The sequence below is a fragment of the Clostridium sp. CM038 genome, assembly GCF_055081105.1.
In genome coordinates, this window is the sequence record NZ_CM143651.1 from 2,374,836 (window position 1) to 2,394,127 (window position 19,292).

Below are 19,292 nucleotides of genomic sequence, written 5' to 3' on the forward strand. Positions count from 1 at the left end.
TATTATTCTATCATATAAAATTTGCTATTTCAAGGGTTAATTGCATTTAGCTAAAAAAACGACAACTGATTTGTATCAGGTAGTTCTTTTAAACACCCATGATTATCTAAGGACTCAATAACTGTTTTGGAAACCTTGCAGCGAATTCTCAAATCTTCTTTAGATATAAACTCCCCTTCAGGTCTTTCCAAAACTATGCTTTTAGCGGCATTTTCACCTACACCTTCAAGCCCGCTTAGTGGAGGCCTTATCGCGTCATCTTCAATTGTAAATTTAACTGCCTCAGACTTATAAAGATCTACATTTAATAATTTTATCCCTCTTTTATACATTTCAAAAGATAACTCCAGCGCTGTAAGAAGTCCTTTTTCTTTCATACCTATGTCCTTACCTAGAGCTGTTAGTTCATCCATTTTAGCACTTATAGCACTCTCACCTTTTACAATCAAATTAGCATCAAAGTCATCTGCTCTTATAGTAAAGAAAGTAGCATAGTATTCCTTTGGGTAATAAACCTTATAATATGCTATTCTTACCGCCATCATTACATATGCAACTGCATGTCCTTTAGGAAACATGTACTTTATCTTTTTACATGACCCTATATACCAATCTGGCACGTCATGCTCTCTCATTACTTTCTCATCGTCTTCCGTAAGCCCTTTACCTTTTCGTACCTTCTCCATGATAGTAAAAGCAGTCTTAGGTTCAAGATTTTTCTGCATTAGATAAACCATTATATCATCTCTTGTAGAAATACAATCTTTAAGTGTAGTAAATCCTTCTTTAATATAATATTGTGCATTATTAATCCATACGTCAGTACCATGAGAGAGTCCAGAAATTCTAACCAAGTCTGAAAAAGATTTAGGCTGTGTATCTAAAAGCATTTGTCTAACAAATTTCGTACCAAATTCTGGAACACCGCAACTTCCTACTTCACAGCCCAACTCTTTAATGGTGAGCCCCAGTGCCGCAGGAGATGTAAATAAACTTATTACACTCGGATCTGATAGTGGAATAGTTATAGGGTCGAGTCCAGTTAAATCCTGAAGCATTTTAAGCATTGTAGGATCATCATGTCCAAGAATATCCAGTTTTAATAGCCTTCCACTTATGGAATGATAATCAAAATGTGTTGTAATAATATCTGAATTCGGATCATCAGCAGGGTGTTGCACTGGGCAAAAATTATATATATCATTGTCACTTGGGACAACCATTATTCCACCTGGATGTTGCCCTGAGGTTCTCTTAACGCCAGTACACCCTAGCACAAGTCGTTCTATTTCAGCTTGGGGGACCATAACGTTTTTTTCACCTAAATATTTTTTCACATAACCATAAGCAGTTTTGTCAGCAATTGTTCCAATTGTTCCAGCCTTAAAGGTATGCCCCTTTCCAAACAACACCTCTGTATACCTATGTATATCTGCTTGATTTTCACCTGAGAAATTTAAATCTATATCTGGCTCTTTGTCTCCTTCAAACCCTAAAAAAGTTTCAAATGGAATATCATGACCATCTTTTTTATATATTGCACCACAATTTGGGCACTCTTTATCAGGTAAATCAGCACCCGAACCAATAGATCCATCTAAAAAGAATTCGCTCTTTTTACAATCAGGACATACATAATGAGGCGGAAGCCCATTTACTTCTGTTATATTAGACATATTAGCTGCAAAAGAAGATCCAACTGAGCCTCTCGACCCTACTAAATAACCGTCAGCAAGTGATTTTGCTACTAATTTTTCAGCTATTAAGTAAAGTACAGCATATCCATTATTTATAATAGAGTTTAATTCCTTCTCCAATCTTTTTTCAACTACCTCTGGTAAGGAATCTCCATATATTGAATGAACTTTATCTGATGTCATCTTGCGGATGTCCTCTTCTGCACCTTCTATTTTAGGGGTATAAGTTCCATCTGGTATTGGTTTTATAACTTCTACCATTTCAGCAATTTTATTAGGATTACCAATTACAACTTCTCTGCATTTTTTTTCACCTAGATATGAAAATTCTTTTAACATTTCATTAGTAGTTTTAAAATATAGTGGCGGTTGATCATCTGCATCTGAAAAACCTTTGCCAGCCATTAAAATTCTTCTGAAAACTTCATCAGAAGCTTCTAAAAAATGTACATCACCTGTAGCAACTACAGGCAAATTATTTTTTTCTCCTATATCACATATTTTTCTATTAATATCCATTAATTCACTTTCATCTTTTACTGTGCCATTTTTAATCATGAATTTATTATTTAGAAGAGGTTGTATTTCTAAATAATCATAGAACTTCACAATCTTCCTAATATCTTCTTCCGATTTCCCATGTAGAACTTCCTTATACACTTGCCCGGCTTCGCAGGCTGATCCTACTATAAGACCATCTCTATACTTCTCAATTAAGGTTTTAGGAAGCCTAGGTCTTCTATGAAAATGTTCTAAATTGGAAGCTGAAATAAGCTTGTAAAGATTTTTAAGACCTACTTGATTTTTTGCCAAAATAATCACATGATAAGTATTTGCCTTTTTTATATTAAAGTCACCTAAAAACTCTTTGTTTAAAGTATCTAAGTCAAAAATGTTATTTTCTTTAAGTAAACCAAAACAATGTAATAATATTTGCGCTGTGGCTTTAGCATCATCTACAGCTCTATGATGGTTCTCCAGGGTGATGCCCAAATGCTTAGCTACTACATTCAGCTTAAATGTTTTAAGGTCTGGAAGTAAATATTTAGCTAAAGGAATTGTATCCATAATTGCATTTCCAAACTTCAAATTCAACCTCTCTGAATTTTTTTTGATAAAAGATGTATCGAAGTCAGCATTATGGGCTACCACTACGCTACCACGTGCAAACTGCAAAAAATTAGGAAGCACTTCTTCAATAGAAGCAGAGCCTGCAACCATATCATTTGTAATTCCAGTTAGTTCAGTAATTTTATAAGGTATGTCTATCCCCGGATTTACAAATTCATTAAATCTATCTACTATTTTCCCATTTTCAACTTTAACTGCACCAATTTCAGTAATTCTATCATTTTCACTAGAAAGCCCTGTTGTTTCTAAATCAAAAACTACAAAACAATCATCTATATTTTCATTTTTACTATTAATAACAATTGGTACTCCATCGTCTACTAAATAGCCCTCTACACCATATATAACCTTTATTTTATTCTTTTTAGCTGCATCCATAGCTTCTGGAAAAGCTTGTACCACGCCATGGTCAGTTATCGCTACTGCGCAGTGCCCCCATTTAGCCGCTCTTTCTACAAGTTTAGCCGCAGGGCTTATCCCATCCATTGCACTCATTTGTGTATGCAAATGAAGTTCAACTCTTTTCTCCTGCGCAGTATCCATTCTTTCTATTTTCTTAAGTTTAATTATATCCCTAGCCATTACAACAACTTCTTTTGCGTAGGTATCATAACTTGCTTCTCCTCGCACCTTACAGAAAAGTCCCACTTTAATTTCGTCCATTATCTTTTCTACATCTTTAGGCTTTGGAAAACATTTCACTGTAATTGAACTTGAATAATCTGTAATATAGAATGTAATGATTATTCTACCCGTTTTTGTTTCAATTATTTTAATTTTAAAGATATCTCCACAGACACAGACTATTCCTGAAGCTTCATCTATCTCTCCTATCGCTATGGTCTCACTTTTTATATTTCTTCCCATTATAGTGTTTGCATCCGCTGCTTCATCTTTTCTGTAGCCCGGTTTGCTAAATTTATTTGTTTTATCATTATTTTGATTATTACTTTGAGGTTTGTCCTTCTTTTCTATATTAATATTTTTAATAATTTCTTTTATAATAACTTCATTTTCTTTTTCCTTTTTACCAAAATAATCTTCTTTAGAAAGTTTACTGTTATGTTCCAATTTCACTAATGAACTAACTCCAAACATATCGTTTATAGTATCTTTTATAAGAATTTCTATGTTCTTATCTCTTAAAATTTTGCACATAAAATCATTTCCACACTGGATTTTTAGAGTGCCGTTTTCAATTATTCTAGAAGATTTAAGTAAACTATCCTTACTTGACGGCTGTGAGGTAGCTATTACATTTACAACATCTACCCAAAACTTATCTTTTATATCTTCTATAGTGGCATTTGACACATCTTTGTAGCAAATTAACTGTATATCCTCAAAACTACCTACTCGTTTTGAAATAATATTTTTGATTAGTAGCTTTTTATTATCATCTATATCCTCTAAAGATTTGATTAACACCCTTAATTTATTGCTTTTTTTAAGGTATTGAACTCTCAATACCTTAATATCAGCTGCTAATGTTTCTTCATTTAAGTTAAAATCATTTTTCAGCATTTCAGCTAAATTTACATTCATTAATATTCCTCCTGATAAGACATTTTAGGCACATGAAATCATCTCCTGGGTCGCTGCAACATCTTCGTAGAAGATGCATTAACGACTTCACAAGGAAATTTATACTCCAACTTAAGTTTTCTATTTGTTAGGGTAAGTAACTCCTACTTATAGAAGTAGGAGACTTTCCTTCTGAAATGTCGTTAAAATAACTTTGAATGTGCCTATAATTTATCTATCTCGCGAATAAGTTCTTCCACTAAATCTTCTTCTTTAACGGTTTTAATTATTTCACCTTTTTTAAATATGAGACCAACTCCGTTACCTCCGGCTATGCCAATATCAGCTTCTCTTGCTTCACCGGGGCCATTAACGATACATCCCATTATTGCAATCTTTATGTTCTTATTGCAACATTCTAATCTTTTTTCTACTTCATTTGCAATTTTAATAAGATTAATTTGAGTTCTACCACATGTTGGGCATGATACAAATTTAATTCCATCATCTATATACCCTAAGGATTTCAGGATTTCTATGCCGACTTTAACCTCGTCTACTACATCCCCCGTTAGTGACACCCTTATAGTATCTCCAATCCCCTCAGCTAAAAGCGCCCCAATACCTATACTTGATTTTATTGTCCCTCTCCATGTAGTTCCAGCCTCAGTAACACCGAGGTGTAGCGGATAATCTACTTTACCTGATAATAATTTGTAACTTTCAATCATCATGACCACATCTGACGATTTTATAGAAATAACTATGTCATAAAAATTAAAACTTTCAAGTATTTTAACATGTCTTAACGCACTTTCAACTAGTGCCTGCGCGCATACATGACCATACTTTTCAAGAATATCTTTTTCTAGTGATCCTGAATTCACACCAATTCTAATGGGAATGCCATTCTCTTTAGCTGCTTCTGCGACTAATTTTATTTTATCGCGGCTTCCAATATTACCTGGATTAATTCTTAATTTGGATATCCCGTTCTCAATAGATTTTAAAGCTAGCCTATAGTCAAAATGAATATCTGCCACAAGTGGTATGTGAATTCTTTTCACTATGTTCTTAACAGCCTCAGCCGCTTGCATATCTGGGACCGCGCATCTTACAATGTCACACCCTACCTTTTCTAGCTGAAGAATTTGATTTACTGTAGCTTCTACATCCCTTGTGTCTGTATTGGTCATCGACTGTACTGCTATCTTCGAATCTCCACCTATATACACATTTCCAACTCTAATCTTCTTCGTTTTGCGCTCCCTCATAGTCTTCATCTCCTAGAATTTTAGCGGACTAACTATATCCTTAATAACTACTAACACCATAAATGCCATTAAAAACATAAATCCAATGTAATTTATAGTTGCAACTTTATTATCATCTAATTTTTTACCTGATATTATTTCAAATAACAACATAAAAATCCATCCTCCATCTAGTGCTGGGAAAGGTATTATATTGAATATTCCTAATTGCACACTCATTAATGCAGTAAAATACATTAAGGTTGTAATTCCAGCTTGTGCCGCTTTTCCAGAAAATCTTATTATGCTTATTGGTCCTCCGACATCATTTGCTGAAACCTTCCCGTGGAATACGTTACCGAAAAATTCAAAAATTTGTTTTACAGTATTACCAATTTGATCAAATCCATAAATCACAGCTTTGCCAGGGTTCATTTTTTTCTCAACCATAGAAGGAGAGACTCCTACAAAAAATAATTTTTCTTTCACGTTCTTAATGGGTTTAAGGGTGATTTTTTCTACTTTTGAATTTCTTACTATTTCAATATCCATACTTTCACCTTTAGAAACAAAAATCTCATTTTGAACTTGATCCCATCTATCTATTTTAGTCTTATTAATCTTAGTAATTTCATCTCCAACTTGTATCCCAGCTTTCATGGCTGGACTATTAGGTACCAACTCCCCAATTATTGGTAATATGTATCCTTTAGACGCACCTACCATAGCAAATAAAACTACTGCCAATATTAAATTCATAATTGCTCCAGCAGAAACTATGCTTAGTTTTTGACCCGGGGTTTTATTTGTGAAAGATCTCGGATCATTACTTTCTCCATCTTCCCCTTCCATTTTAACATATCCTCCAATAGGAAATGCCTTAATCAAATACTCCGTTTCTTTTCCTTTAATTCCAAAGATTTTAGGTCCCATCCCTAAAGAAAATTCACTTACTTTTACTCCATTTAGCTTACATAGAATAAAATGACCTAATTCATGTATTATAATCAGAAGACTAAATGCTAACATAGCCATAATAAAGTATGGTATGTTTGCTATAATATTACTCATAATAATTTTCCTCCCTACTCTTTATCATAATTATTTCTTACATATTCTCTTACCTTTAAGTCAATTTCTAAAATTTCTTCTAAATCTGGATTAATATTATGCTCAAATTTATTCATGCATTTTTCTATAATATCTTCTATTATAAGATACTTAATTTTATAATCCAAAAATAATTCAACAGCTACTTCATTAGCAGCATTCATAATAGCAGGCATATTTCCGCCCATTTTACCTGCTTTATAGGCTAATTTAAGACATTTGAACGTATCCCTATCCGGTTTTTCAAAAGTTAAATTACCCATATTATAAAAGTCCAATTTATCGATAACAGCATTATTTCTTTCAGGATAGTTTATAGCATATTGAATAGGAAGTCTCATGTCAGCAGAACTCATTTGTGCTATTACACTTGCATCCATGTATTCTACCATAGAATGTATTATACTTTGAGGATGAACTACCACTTGTATATTTTCGTAATCTACCCCAAATAACCAGTGTGCCTCTATAACCTCTAGGCCTTTATTCATAAGTGTTGAGGAGTCAATAGATATTTTTCTACCCATTTCCCATTTAGGATGTTTAAGCGCCTCTTCCGGTTTTATTTCTATTAATTGTTGCTTATTTTTACCTCTAAACGGACCACCTGATGCGGTTATTATTATTTTGTTAACAGATTCCGACTTATTACCCTGTAGACATTGAAAAATAGCACCATGTTCTGAATCAACCGGTAAAATATTTACATGATTTTTTTTAGCAGCATCCATTACTAGTCCACCTGCTGCAACTAGTGTCTCTTTATTAGCTAAAGCAATATCCTTACCAGCATTAATTGCTTTCATAGTGGGAACTAAGCCTATCATACCCACAACTGCGGTTACTACAATATTAACTTCAGGTAGTGTACTTATATAATTTAGTCCCTCCAGTCCCTGCAATATTTTTGTTGAATATTTTTTTAGCATGCAATGTTTTTTAAGTTTTAATGAAGCCGCCTCGTCCATCATGGTAACATATTTAGGCTTAAATTCTTCTATGATGGGTATAATCTTCTCATAATTGGTGTTAGCAGAAATTCCCACAATAGTGAAATTTTCAATATCATTTCGAATAACATCTAAAGTTTGAGTTCCTATCGACCCAGTAACTCCTAAAATAGTAATCTTCTTCATGTACTCTCTCCATTCACGTAATTCTGTTATTTATACTTCAAAATCTTGTTTTTTCCTTTAATTTCACACTTATAAATTTACCTGTTTTTTTTAGTAAGCAATTCTTCTACAGCATATAATATAACATATTTATGTTCTAAAATAAAGTAACTAGTAATATTTACAAATATATGGGTAATTATTTCACATATATTATATAGTGCTCCTTTTGATTATATTCATTAATCAACGCAGATATTAATATAAAATATAACACAATTATTATTTTAAAATTTTACGTAATAATAAAATCATATATTTCCAGTAATGCTAATTTACAACTAATTGTTTATCTGCATTCTGTTCAATATATGATTTTATTAATCACTAAAGTATATTAGATCATCTCCTGCGGAGGTGCACTATTAATTTCTTGTACCTTTAGTATATATGAATTTAAATTACTAATATAAATGTAATATAATAAAATGCTATCACAGACACAAATAGAATACTATCAAACCGATCTAAAACTCCACCATGTCCTGGAATAAGGCTACTGTAATCTTTGGCTCCTACAAATCTTTTTATAGATGACGCAATTAAATCTCCAAGTTGTCCAAAACTGCCACAAAGAACACCAATTATAGCGTAATGATATAATTGAATAGGTACACCATATTTTGAAATAACATAGCCATAAATTGTACACCCTATAGTGCTGCCTAAAAGGCCTCCTATTGAGCCCTCAATTGTTTTATTAGGGCTAACTTTAGGGCAGAGCTTATGTTTGCCACCTTTACCTAAAAATCTTCCACAATAATAGGCTGACGTATCACAGACCCACGAGCAAATAAATATAATCCAAACTAAATATTGACCGTAGGTTTTATTGTTTATAAACACTATAAAACTAAAAAATACTGCCACATATAAAAATCCGAATATAGTGAGGGCCACATCAACAAAATTATACTTTGTATAAATCACCGGAATACATAATAGTAAAAGAATTGTTACTATTAAAATATATACATTAAAACTTGCTGAAAAATCCTTGCTCATATTCAAGTAATATACTATACATAAAATATATCCTATAATTCCAATTGGCTTATAGTGTTTTTTTCTAGAAACTTTATAGAACTCATACATTCCAAAAAGCGAAAGTACCATTACACTATATTTTAAGTACTCTCCACCTAAAATTAAAAATATTATTAACGGAGCTAACATCAGTGCTCCTATATATCTATTATTCATAATTTTCTCCTCTATTTAACCTTTCCAAATCTTCTGTCTCTTTTTTGATAATTTAATATTGCACATTTCAATTGCTTCTCATGAAAATCCGGCCAATTAATATCTGAAAACCAAAGTTCTGAGTATGCACTCTGCCATAGTAAAAAATTACTTAATCTTAACTCCCCACTAGGTCTTATTATAAGGTCTGGGTCGGGCATTTCTTTTGTATACAAATACTTTGAAAATAAACCCTCAGTTATTTCATCTTCATATATTTTTTTATTCTTCAAATCTAAACAAATTTCTTTTACAGCATCTACTATTTCGTTTCTTCCTCCATAATTTAAAGCTAGATTTAAAATTAACCCCTTATTATTCTTTGTCCTTTCATAAGCAGAGTTTAATTCTGTTATGCAAATCTGTGGTAATTTTGATATGTTACCAATAGAATTGATAACAACATCATTGGCGTTCAATTCCTCGAACTCATTTTTTAAATATTCTACTAATAATTTCATTAGAGCGTCTACTTCTTGTAAAGGTCTATTCCAATTTTCAGTTGAAAATGCGTATAATGTTAAATATTTAACCCCTAATTTGTTGCACTCTTTTACAATTCTTCTTATTGCTTCTACTCCAGCCTTATGTCCAAGTGCTCTCGGCAAATTACGCTCCTTAGCCCATCTACCATTCCCATCCATTATAATTGCAATATGTTCAGGTATTCTCGACATATCTAACTCAATATTATTACTTGTACTTTTATTTTTTTTAAAAAAAGCGAATAATGTTTTCAATAAAATTCCCTCCTTTTTATTAGTTATATTATAATCTTAAATAGAACCTGCATAACTGCAGGTTCTATTTAAAATTATATATTAAACGGCCATTACTTCTTTTTCTTTAACCTCTATTAATGTATCTATTTCTTTAATAAATTTATCTGTTTCTTTTTGGATGATATCTTCTGATTTTTTAGCTTCATCCTCAGTAATTTCGGTGTTTTTTTTCAAAGCCTTAATTTTATCATTAGCATCTCGCCTAATAGATCTTATAGCTACTTTAGCATCTTCTCCTGTTTTCTTTACAGTTTTAATTAAAACTTTTCTTGTTTCTTCTGTAAGTTCAGGAATAATTAATCTAATTGCTGATCCATCACTTGATGGGTTTAATCCTAAATCGGATTTCAATATAGCTCTTTCTATATCTTTCATAGAAGATTTATCCCATGGCTGGATAAGTAATACTCTAGGTTCCGGTGCTGAAATGTTTGCTATTTGATTTAATGGCATAAGACTTCCATAACATTCAACATGAACCCTATCTAGCATTGTAGCATTTGCTCTCCCTGCTTTCATACCTGAAATCTCATGTTTAAAAACAGCAATAGTTTTATTCATTTTTTCATCAGCAATACTAATAATTTGTTTAATCATAGAATTCCCTCCATTTTATATTGATTCTTTAGTACAATCTGATACTAAAGTACCAATTTCTTCTCCTAAAATTGCTCTTTTTATATTTTCAGGATTATCTAGTCCAAAAACTAATATAGGTATATTATTGTCCATACATAATGATGTAGCCGTAGAATCCATAACTTGTAGACCTCTTTCAAGAACATTAAGATATGTAAGATTATCAAACTTCTTTGCATCATTATATTTATGAGGATCCTTATCGTAAACTCCATCTACTTTTTTAGCAAGCAAAATTACTTCAGCTTCTATTTCTGCCGCCCTAAGTGCCGCTGTTGTATCTGTTGAAAAATATGGATTGCCTGTACCAGCTGCGAATATAACAACTCTACCTTTTTCTAAATGTCTCATAGCTCTTCTTCTAATAAATGGTTCTGCTACCGCCTTCATTTCAATGGCAGTTTGTACTCTAGTATTTACGCCTATATTCTCCAAAGAGTCTTGAAGCGCTAATGCATTAATGCAAGTTGCCATCATCCCCATATAATCTGCAGTAGTCCTGTCCATGCCTTCACCACTTCTACCACGCCATATGTTTCCGCCTCCAACAACTATGCCTATCTCAACACCTAACTCAACCAATTCTTTTATTTGAAGTGCTATCTCATTTGTAATTTCAAAGTCTATTCCAAATCCTTTTTCACCAGCTAAAGCTTCTCCTGAAATCTTTAACATAACTCTTTTATATTTAGCAACCTCCATAAACATTATACCTCCAATTTATAGTATTACTTATTTTAAAAAAGAGAACACGTAGTGTTCTCTTTAATTGTTATTTACCCTGTACTTGTCTTTGAACTTCTTCAGCAAAGTTTTCTTCCTTCTTTTCTATGCCTTCTCCTCTTTCAAATCTCACATATCTTGTTATAGTTATGTCAGCACCAAGTTTTTTAGATTCTTCTTGAAGATATTTTTTAATAGTATAGTCAGCATTTTTAACCCAAACTTGTTCAAGCAAGCAAACTTCTTTATAATACTTATTTACTCTACCCATAACCATTTTTTCAATGATTTTTTCTGGTTTTCCTTCGTTTATTGCTTGTACTCTGTATATTTCTTTTTCTTTTTCTAAAGTTTCACTATCAACACAAGTGTTATCTAAGAATAAAGGACTAGTAGCTGCAATTTGCATTGCAACATCTTTAGCAATCGTAATTAATACATCATCTTGTTTTGCGCAAGCGAGTTCTACTAAAACACCTATTCTTCCGCCACCGTGAATATAGCTTTGAACTATACCATTTTCAATAGAAAACTTTTGAAATCTTCTTACAGACATGTTCTCGCCCAATTTTGCTATTAAAGCTGTTACGGCATCCGTAACAGTAATTGCTTCATCAGCTATGTATTTTTCAGAAACTAATTCATCAATAGTAGTTGAAGTAGTTTGTACTGCTTGCATTGTTATGTTTTTCGCTAAAGTAACAAAATCTTCATTATCAGCTACAAAATCCGTTTCGCAATTAACCTCTACAACAGATCCAACTTTCATGTCATCTGAAATATATGAGTTTACTAATCCTTCTGCAGCTATTCTTCCAGATTTTTTTGCAGCTGCTGCTAAACCTTTTTCTCTTAAAAGTTCAACCGCTTTTTCTATGTCACCCTCTGTTTCACTTAGAGCCCTTTTACAATCCATCATACCGGCTCCAGTTTTTTCTCTTAACTCTTTAACCATACTTGCACTAATCATTATTATTTCCTCCTATTCCTATCTAATTTAAAAGGTAAATGAAAGAATTAACTTTCACCTACCCCCCAACTGTTATATCAATAATTATATTATTAGATAAATATAGTTACTATTATTCAGCTAATTGTTCACCTTGTCTGCCTTCTATAATAGCATCAGCTAATCTTTCAGTTATTAATTTAACTGCTCTTATAGCATCATCATTACCTGGAATTACATAATCAACTTCATCTGGATCACAGTTTGTGTCAACTATTGCAACTACAGGAATTCCAAGAATTTTAGCTTCAGAAATCGCATTCTTTTCTTTTCTTGGATCTACAACAAATAGAGCTCCAATTTTATTTGCATCCATGCTTCTTATTCCGCCTAAATTCTTTTCTAGTTTTTCTCTTTCATTTAGAAGGTGACTAACTTCTTTTTTTGGAAGAACTTCAAATATTCCGTCTTCTTCCATTTTAAATAACTCTTCTAATCTTTGTATTCTTGTTTTAATTGTTTTAAAGTTTGTTAACATTCCACCTAACCATCTATTGTTTACAAAATGCATTCCTGCTCTTACTGATTCAAATTTAATAGCTTCTTGAGCTTGTTTTTTTGTTCCTACAAATAGAACATCCTTACCTTCTTCAGATACAGATTTTATGAAATCATATGCCTCATCGATTTTTCTAACTGTTTTTTGTAAATCGATAATGTATATACCATTTCTTTCTGTAAATATGTATGGTGCCATTTTAGGATTCCATCTTCTAGTTTGATGTCCGAAGTGAACACCTGCCTCTAATAATTGTTTCATTGAAATAACTGCCATTAATAATAACCTCCTTGGTTTTTACCTCCATCACCATCATCTTATTGAAGTCCAAATATCGGAACCCTTCCATAATCAAGCAATGTGTGTATTTTCTTACCTACATAGTATATCACAATGTGATAATGTATTCAATATTTTTTTTAATAAAATTGAAATACTTGTTTCATCTATATTTATATTTTAATAATTAAAAACAATTTAAGGCAGAACAAAATTGCTCTGCCTCAAATTATTTTATTTTTTTAAGCTCGTCAATTAGCTTCTCATTTAATATTTTGATATGAGTACCCTTCATTCCAAGTGATCTTGATTCTATTACTCCTGCACTTTCAAATTTTCTAAGTGCATTAACAATAACAGATCTAGTTATTCCAACTTTGTCTGCTATTCTAGATGCTACTAACAAGCCTTCAATTCCGTCTAATTCATTGAAAATATGTTGTACAGCTTCTAGTTCAGAATAAGATAGTGTTCCAATAGCAAGTTGCACTACTGCTTTTTTCCTTTCTTCTTCTTCTATCAAATCATTTTTAGCTCTCAAAATCTCAAGTCCAACTATAGTAGCACTATATTCAACTAAGACTAAATCATCATCTGTAAACTCTTTATCAAATCTAGCAAGTAAAAGAGTACCTAATCTCTCTCTGTTACCATTTATCGGTACTATGGTGGATAATTTATTTTCTATTGAGCATTCCCTATCATCTTGGAATACACAAATATTTTTATTCGTAAGATTAGCCCTTGTTTCGTTGACATTAAGCAAACTATTATTGTAATTTTCCGGAAATCTCATATTTTTTATAATTTCATCCTTTACGATTTCACATTCAAATCCGCTTGATAAATTATAACCCAATATTTTTCCTTTTCTGCTAATAATATATACATTACATTGCAATACATCGCTTAGCAAATTACAAATATCATCAAAAACTACTGGTTCCGTTCCTGATTTTTGCAATATTTTATTTAGCATTCTTGTTTTAGCTAATAGTGACACAATATTCCTCCTCATTTATGTTATAAAACACAATCTATATTATTTAATCCAATTCATAAATCTATCTTGCTTTAGCATAAGTAAAGTTCAAAATATTTCAAATTTTTAGAATCGTTCCTTGTCCACTTAATACTATCACAACATTCATGCTATATCAACAGTGTTTTTTAAATTTCGACATTATATTTATTAAATTTTACTTTTCCTCACTACTCTCTTCCCTATTTTCTTCGACTTTGTATTCCTTATGTTTACATTCTTTATTAGAACATTCCATATAATCGCCTTTAGTTTTACTATATCTTTTTAACATATATGTACCACACTCAGAACATTTTATTTCGGTAGGCTCAAACCAGCTTACAAAATCACATTCTGGATAATTACTGCATCCAAAAAATCTAGTTCCTTTCTTACTTCTTCTTTCTAAAATTTTCCCGCCACATTTAGGACATGGAAGTTCTAGTTCTTTAGTAATTGCTTTTGTGTTTTTGCATTCTGGGTAACCAGGGCATGCCATGAAATCACCAAATCTCCCATGTTTTATTACCATTAACTTGCCACATTTATCACATTCTACGTCTGTAACTTCATCTTCTATTGTGATTTTAGCTATCTCTTTTTCAGCAATTTCAATATCTTCTTTTAATGGTGTAAAAAATTCACTAACTATATTTTGCCACTTTTCCTGTCCTTGTTCTATATAATCTAAATTATTCTCCATTTGTGCTGTAAATTCAATATCCACTATCTGTTTAAAGTATTCACTTAAAATGTCATTCACAATATTTCCTATTTCTGTAACTTCTAAAATCTTTTGGTCTTTTTCTACATACTTTCTATTTAGAAGAGTTGTAATAATAGGTGCATAAGTACTAGGTCTTCCTATGCCATTTTCTTCTAATGTTTTTACAAGAGATGCCTCAGAAAATTTAGCAGGTGGCTGAGTAAAATGCTGCTTTCCTTCGGTTTTTTCACATTGCAGAATGTCTCCTTCATTCAATTCTGGAATTTTCAAAGTATTTTCTTCTTCATCTGGCTCTTCATCATAAATTTTTCTGAATCCATCGAAGGATACTTTAGACCCCGATGCCTTAAACACATAGTCTCCATTTACTATATCAATAGATATGGTATTTAGTAAACATGATTCCATTTGACTTGCTACATATCTATTCCAAATTAATTTATATAGTTTGTATTGTGGAGCTTTAAGAGTTTTTTTTGCTATCTCTGGCGTTATTTCAACATAAGAAGGTCTAACAGCTTCATGAGCATCTTGTATGTTTTTTTTACTTTTGTATATTCTAGGGGTACTCGGATAGTACTTCTCCCCATATTTACTCTCAATAAATTCTTTCGCATTTATTTGAGCTTCTTCAGCTATTCTAGTAGAATCAGTTCTCATATATGTAATTAATCCCACTGTTCCATGTCCTTCTATCTCCATACCTTCATATAATTGTTGCGCAATAGACATAGTTCTTTTAGTTGCAAAATTAAGTTTTCTATATGCATCTTGCTGCAATGTACTTGTTATGAATGGTGGTAATGGTTTTCTAGTCTTCGATGATTTCTTTATTTTGCTTATAATGAATTCTTTTTCCTTAAGTTCATTAATGACATTATCACTTTCTTCTTTAGAATTCATTTCAACTTTTTCTTTACCCTTAGAAGCTAATTTAACATTTAATTTCTGAGAATCTCCTTCTTTGTACAACTCGCATTCTATAGTCCAATACTCTTTGCTTATAAATTTTTCTATTTCCTTTTGTCTGTCACAGATTATTTTAAGTGTAACTGATTGAACTCGACCTGCACTAAGTCCCCATTTAACTTTTCTCCAAAGTATAGGACTAATTTCATATCCAACCAATCTATCAAGTATACGCCTTGCTTGTTGGGCATCCACAAGCGTCGCATTTATTACCCTTGGCGACTTTATAGCGTTTTTAACCGCTGTTTTGGTTATCTCATTGAATTCTATCCGACACTTATCTTTTTCATCTATTTTTAAGGCTTTTGCTAAATGCCAAGCTATAGCTTCACCCTCCCTATCAGGATCTGTTGCCAAATAAATCTTGTCGCTTTTTTTTGCTTCTTTTCTTAGTTTCGAAAGAAGTTCTCCCTTACCACGGATAGTTATATATTTAGGTTCATAATTATTTTCTATGTCAACCCCCAATTGGCTTTTTGGCAAATCTCTAACATGCCCCATGGACGCCTCAACTACATAACTACTTCCTAAATATTTTTTTATAGTTTTAGCTTTAGCCGGCGACTCAACTATAACAAGTTTTTGTCCCATCTTATCCCCTCCATCAATGTATTCTAATATAGTTAATATATATTTACTTATATTTTGTCATTTACTTTTACATAATAGTTTCCTGATAGACATAATATTTCATTTTTAATCTGCATTTCAAATAATACCTCATATAATTGTTTTATGTCAATGTTAGTTATTCTAATAATATCGTTTATATGTAGTGGACTATCATTTATAATGCTATATATCTTTTTGTTAATTTGACTATTAAAAGACCGCACAGTGGTTTTTTTTTGATTCTTCATCTCTATCCCCATTAAATTAAATATATCATCAGAACAAGTCATAGGGTATGCTCCATCCTTAATTAATTTATTGGTTCCTTTGCTTTCATATGAAAATATAGAGCCTGGCACAGCCATAACATCTTTACCTTGTTCGAGTGCTAAATTTGCTGTAATTAAAGATCCACTTTTTTCACCAGCCTCTATTACAATAATAATATCACCGAGAGCGCTTATTATTCTATTCCTTTGGGGAAAGTTGTAAGCATGTGGTGGTGTTCCTGGTAAAAACTCTGAAATAACAGCACCTTTTTCAATTATCTCATTGAAAATTTTAAGATTTTCTTTTGGGTATACTATATCTAACCCTGAACCTAAAACTGCACAAGTATAGCCTTCGCCTTCTAAACAACTTTCATGGGCAAAAGTGTCAATGCCCTTAGCCATTCCGCTAATAATGTTAATATTATTAGCACATAAATCCGAGCATATAATTTTAGTAACATCCTTACCATAATTTGAATACTTCCTCGAACCAACTATAGAAATATTGAATCCATCCTCTAATGGCAATATGTTTCCTTTATAAAATAACGCAAATGGTGCATCATCATAATTTTTTAATTTTTTAGGATATTCCTCTTCTAAATAAGTAACTGATTTTATTTCATTAACCTCTAATTTTTTTTTTACCTTATCAATTTCACCCTCATTCCAAGCATCTGTAAGTACGTCAATTAAATTATTTTTAAAATATTCTGTTTTTTTATTATGTACACCATAATACCATATTTTTTCTGTATTATGAAAATCATTTATTAATTTCAGTTTATTTTTAGGGGATAATTTAATTAAAGAAAACCATATATCATAGTCATTCATTTTTTTCACTCTACCTCCACTAACTTAAATTTATTTTTTTATATTACCAATTAAATCATCTCCTGCGGAGCTGAAACATCTTCACAGAAGATGCATTGACGACTTCAGAAGGAGATTTACACTCCCACTGAAGTTTTCTCTTTGTTATAGTATGGAACTCCCACTTATAGAAGTGGGAGACTTCCCTTCTGAAATGTCGTTAAACTATCTTTTCATCTATAAATTTTCTATATTGCATAGCTTCAATTATATGTTTATCTAAGATATTCTCACTTTCATCTAAATCTGCAATAGTCCTTGCTACCTTAAGAATTCTAGAATAAGCTCTTGTGCTTAGAGTAAATTTATTATACATTAATTCCATGATTTTACTAGCTTTATTATCTAAATGGCAGTACCTTTTAATTAGCTTTTGGCTCATCTCTGCATTACAGTGAATTTCTTCCGTTCTAAATCTTTTTTCTTGAATATCTCTTGCTACCTCTACTCTTTTTTTAATAACATTAGATTTTTCACTACTTTTCCCACTAGCTATTTTATTATAAGGCAGAGCATTTACTGCTGTAAATATATCAATGCGGTCTAGAAGTGGGCCTGATAGTTTACTCAAATACCTTCTTCTTTCATAATCACTACAACTACATCGCTTCTCATAAGATCCGTAATATCCACAAGGACATGGATTTAAGGCACTTACAAACATAAAGTTTGATGGATATTCTACAGTTCCATTTATTCTTGAAATATTAATTTTTCTATCCTCTAAAGGTTGCCTTAGTATTTCTATTACATTTTTTTTAAATTCTAATATTTCATCTAAAAACAATACTCCTTTATGCGCTAAAGAGATTTCTCCAGGTATTAACTTATTTCCACCACCAACCAAAGCAATTCGTGATATAGTATGATGCGGACTCCTAAAAGGTCTTTGCAGAATAATCCCTCCATTATCACCAAGATTTCCAGAAACACTATAAATTTTAGTAACCTCAAGTGATTCCTCTTGACTTAAAGATGGTAGTATAGTAGGAATTCTCTTAGCCATCATGGATTTACCTGAACCAGGTGGACCATACATAAGTAAATTATGATTTCCTGCAGCGGCTACTTCAATAGCACGTTTTGAGCTTTCTTGTCCCATAACGTCTTCATAATCTAACTCTTCATTTATTAATATTTCTAAATCATTGCACTGCTTATAAGGCAACAAGTCCTTATAAGTTAAAAAACTCACTACTTGATTTAAATTATCTAAAGGAAATATCTTTGCAGATTTAACAAGACTACATTCTTTTGCGTTGTTACTAGGAACAATAAATTTTTCAATTCCGTTTTCTACTCCTTCCATAACCACAGGTAATGAGCCTCTTACTTTTCTTAACTTTCCAGACAAAGATAATTCTCCGATAAAAAGATAATCGTTAATATCATTAACGATAATTTGTTTAGTTGCCAGAAGTATCCCTATAGCTATAGGCAAATCAAATAGAGACCCTTCTTTTTTTAAATCTGCAGGTGCTAAATTTATAGTTATTCTATTTACTGGAAAATCAAACCCTGAGTTTAGTATTGCAGAACGTACTCGCTCTTTTGATTCTTTAACTGCAATATCTGCAAGTCCAACAATGTTTAAAGCAGGCAACCCTCGAGTGATATCAATTTCAACAGTAACTATAACCCCTTTAATTCCTGTAAAAGCAGCAGACATAATTTGTATTGCCATATTATCACCTTAACCTTTATTATTCCTTCTATTTCATAATTATTGACAAAATAATTTTCTGTAGA

The 19,292-nt window shown here is 31.8% G+C and carries 14 protein-coding genes; all 14 read right to left on the bottom strand.

Annotation, left to right across the window (positions count from 1 at the left end):
• Positions 1 to 50: 50 nt before the first annotated feature.
• The 14 genes from ACWJKS_RS10985 to ACWJKS_RS11050 all read right to left on the bottom strand — a co-directional run bounded on the left by ACWJKS_RS10985 (position 51) and on the right by ACWJKS_RS11050 (position 19,227).
• Complete coding sequence (locus tag ACWJKS_RS10985; protein WP_462959587.1) at positions 51 to 4,373, bottom strand: PolC-type DNA polymerase III; 4,323 nt, start codon at positions 4,371 to 4,373, stop codon at positions 51 to 53.
• A 203-nt stretch (positions 4,374 to 4,576) separates the two neighbouring features.
• Entirely contained in the window at positions 4,577 to 5,626 is a 1,050-nt protein-coding gene (gene ispG, locus ACWJKS_RS10990) for a flavodoxin-dependent (E)-4-hydroxy-3-methylbut-2-enyl-diphosphate synthase (RefSeq protein ID WP_216303087.1), read from the bottom strand.
• Between the two features lie 12 nt (positions 5,627 to 5,638).
• Positions 5,639 to 6,676 carry an RIP metalloprotease RseP gene (rseP, locus tag ACWJKS_RS10995; protein ID WP_216303088.1) on the bottom strand — a complete coding sequence of 346 codons (1,038 nt, stop codon included), beginning with the start codon at positions 6,674 to 6,676 and terminating at the stop codon, positions 5,639 to 5,641.
• Positions 6,677 to 6,690: 14 nt separating this feature from the next.
• On the bottom strand, positions 6,691 to 7,851 hold the full coding sequence (gene dxr / locus ACWJKS_RS11000; RefSeq protein ID WP_462959588.1) for a 1-deoxy-D-xylulose-5-phosphate reductoisomerase: 1,161 nt from the start codon (positions 7,849 to 7,851) through the stop codon (positions 6,691 to 6,693).
• Between the two features lie 435 nt (positions 7,852 to 8,286).
• Positions 8,287 to 9,093: a phosphatidate cytidylyltransferase gene (locus tag ACWJKS_RS11005; protein WP_462959589.1), complete on the bottom strand. Its 807-nt coding sequence runs from the start codon at positions 9,091 to 9,093 to the stop codon at positions 8,287 to 8,289.
• 11 nt (positions 9,094 to 9,104) lie between these two features.
• Entirely contained in the window at positions 9,105 to 9,809 is a 705-nt protein-coding gene (locus tag ACWJKS_RS11010) for an isoprenyl transferase (RefSeq protein ID WP_253198183.1), read from the bottom strand.
• A 144-nt stretch (positions 9,810 to 9,953) separates the two neighbouring features.
• Positions 9,954 to 10,511: a ribosome recycling factor gene (gene frr / locus ACWJKS_RS11015; RefSeq protein WP_216303094.1), complete on the bottom strand. Its 558-nt coding sequence runs from the start codon at positions 10,509 to 10,511 to the stop codon at positions 9,954 to 9,956.
• Between the two features lie 15 nt (positions 10,512 to 10,526).
• Positions 10,527 to 11,255, bottom strand: coding sequence for a UMP kinase (pyrH, locus tag ACWJKS_RS11020; protein ID WP_216303097.1), 729 nt, complete (start codon positions 11,253 to 11,255; stop codon positions 10,527 to 10,529).
• A gap of 70 nt (positions 11,256 to 11,325) precedes the next feature.
• Positions 11,326 to 12,246 carry a translation elongation factor Ts gene (tsf, locus tag ACWJKS_RS11025; RefSeq protein WP_220285896.1) on the bottom strand — a complete coding sequence of 307 codons (921 nt, stop codon included), beginning with the start codon at positions 12,244 to 12,246 and terminating at the stop codon, positions 11,326 to 11,328.
• Between the two features lie 112 nt (positions 12,247 to 12,358).
• On the bottom strand, positions 12,359 to 13,060 hold the full coding sequence (rpsB, locus tag ACWJKS_RS11030) for a 30S ribosomal protein S2 (RefSeq protein WP_165412164.1): 702 nt from the start codon (positions 13,058 to 13,060) through the stop codon (positions 12,359 to 12,361).
• 232 nt (positions 13,061 to 13,292) lie between these two features.
• Entirely contained in the window at positions 13,293 to 14,069 is a 777-nt protein-coding gene (gene codY / locus ACWJKS_RS11035) for a GTP-sensing pleiotropic transcriptional regulator CodY (protein WP_165414693.1), read from the bottom strand.
• A 193-nt stretch (positions 14,070 to 14,262) separates the two neighbouring features.
• Positions 14,263 to 16,374 carry a type I DNA topoisomerase gene (topA, locus tag ACWJKS_RS11040; RefSeq protein WP_216303099.1) on the bottom strand — a complete coding sequence of 704 codons (2,112 nt, stop codon included), beginning with the start codon at positions 16,372 to 16,374 and terminating at the stop codon, positions 14,263 to 14,265.
• 47 nt (positions 16,375 to 16,421) lie between these two features.
• Positions 16,422 to 17,504, bottom strand: coding sequence for a DNA-processing protein DprA (gene dprA / locus ACWJKS_RS11045; protein ID WP_216303115.1), 1,083 nt, complete (start codon positions 17,502 to 17,504; stop codon positions 16,422 to 16,424).
• 199 nt (positions 17,505 to 17,703) lie between these two features.
• A complete protein-coding gene (locus ACWJKS_RS11050) occupies positions 17,704 to 19,227 on the bottom strand; it encodes a YifB family Mg chelatase-like AAA ATPase (protein ID WP_462952916.1) in 1,524 nt (507 codons plus the stop codon).
• Between the last annotated feature and the right edge of the window lie 65 nt (positions 19,228 to 19,292).

Coding starts and splice junctions, on each gene's coding strand:
- pyrH (WP_216303097.1), bottom strand. CDS start 11,255: ATGGAGGTTGCTAAATATAAAAGAGTTATGTTAAAGATTTCAGGAGAA.
- rpsB (WP_165412164.1), bottom strand. CDS start 13,060: ATGGCAGTTATTTCAATGAAACAATTATTAGAGGCAGGTGTTCACTTC.
- ACWJKS_RS11005 (WP_462959589.1), bottom strand. CDS start 9,093: ATGAATAATAGATATATAGGAGCACTGATGTTAGCTCCGTTAATAATA.
- frr (WP_216303094.1), bottom strand. CDS start 10,511: ATGATTAAACAAATTATTAGTATTGCTGATGAAAAAATGAATAAAACT.
- ACWJKS_RS11010 (WP_253198183.1), bottom strand. CDS start 9,809: ATGTCGAGAATACCTGAACATATTGCAATTATAATGGATGGGAATGGT.
- dxr (WP_462959588.1), bottom strand. CDS start 7,851: ATGAAGAAGATTACTATTTTAGGAGTTACTGGGTCGATAGGAACTCAA.
- dprA (WP_216303115.1), bottom strand. CDS start 17,504: ATGAATGACTATGATATATGGTTTTCTTTAATTAAATTATCCCCTAAA.
- ACWJKS_RS11050 (WP_462952916.1), bottom strand. CDS start 19,227: ATGGCAATACAAATTATGTCTGCTGCTTTTACAGGAATTAAAGGGGTT.
- rseP (WP_216303088.1), bottom strand. CDS start 6,676: ATGAGTAATATTATAGCAAACATACCATACTTTATTATGGCTATGTTA.
- topA (WP_216303099.1), bottom strand. CDS start 16,374: ATGGGACAAAAACTTGTTATAGTTGAGTCGCCGGCTAAAGCTAAAACT.
- ACWJKS_RS10985 (WP_462959587.1), bottom strand. CDS start 4,373: ATGAATGTAAATTTAGCTGAAATGCTGAAAAATGATTTTAACTTAAAT.
- ispG (WP_216303087.1), bottom strand. CDS start 5,626: ATGAGGGAGCGCAAAACGAAGAAGATTAGAGTTGGAAATGTGTATATA.
- tsf (WP_220285896.1), bottom strand. CDS start 12,246: ATGATTAGTGCAAGTATGGTTAAAGAGTTAAGAGAAAAAACTGGAGCC.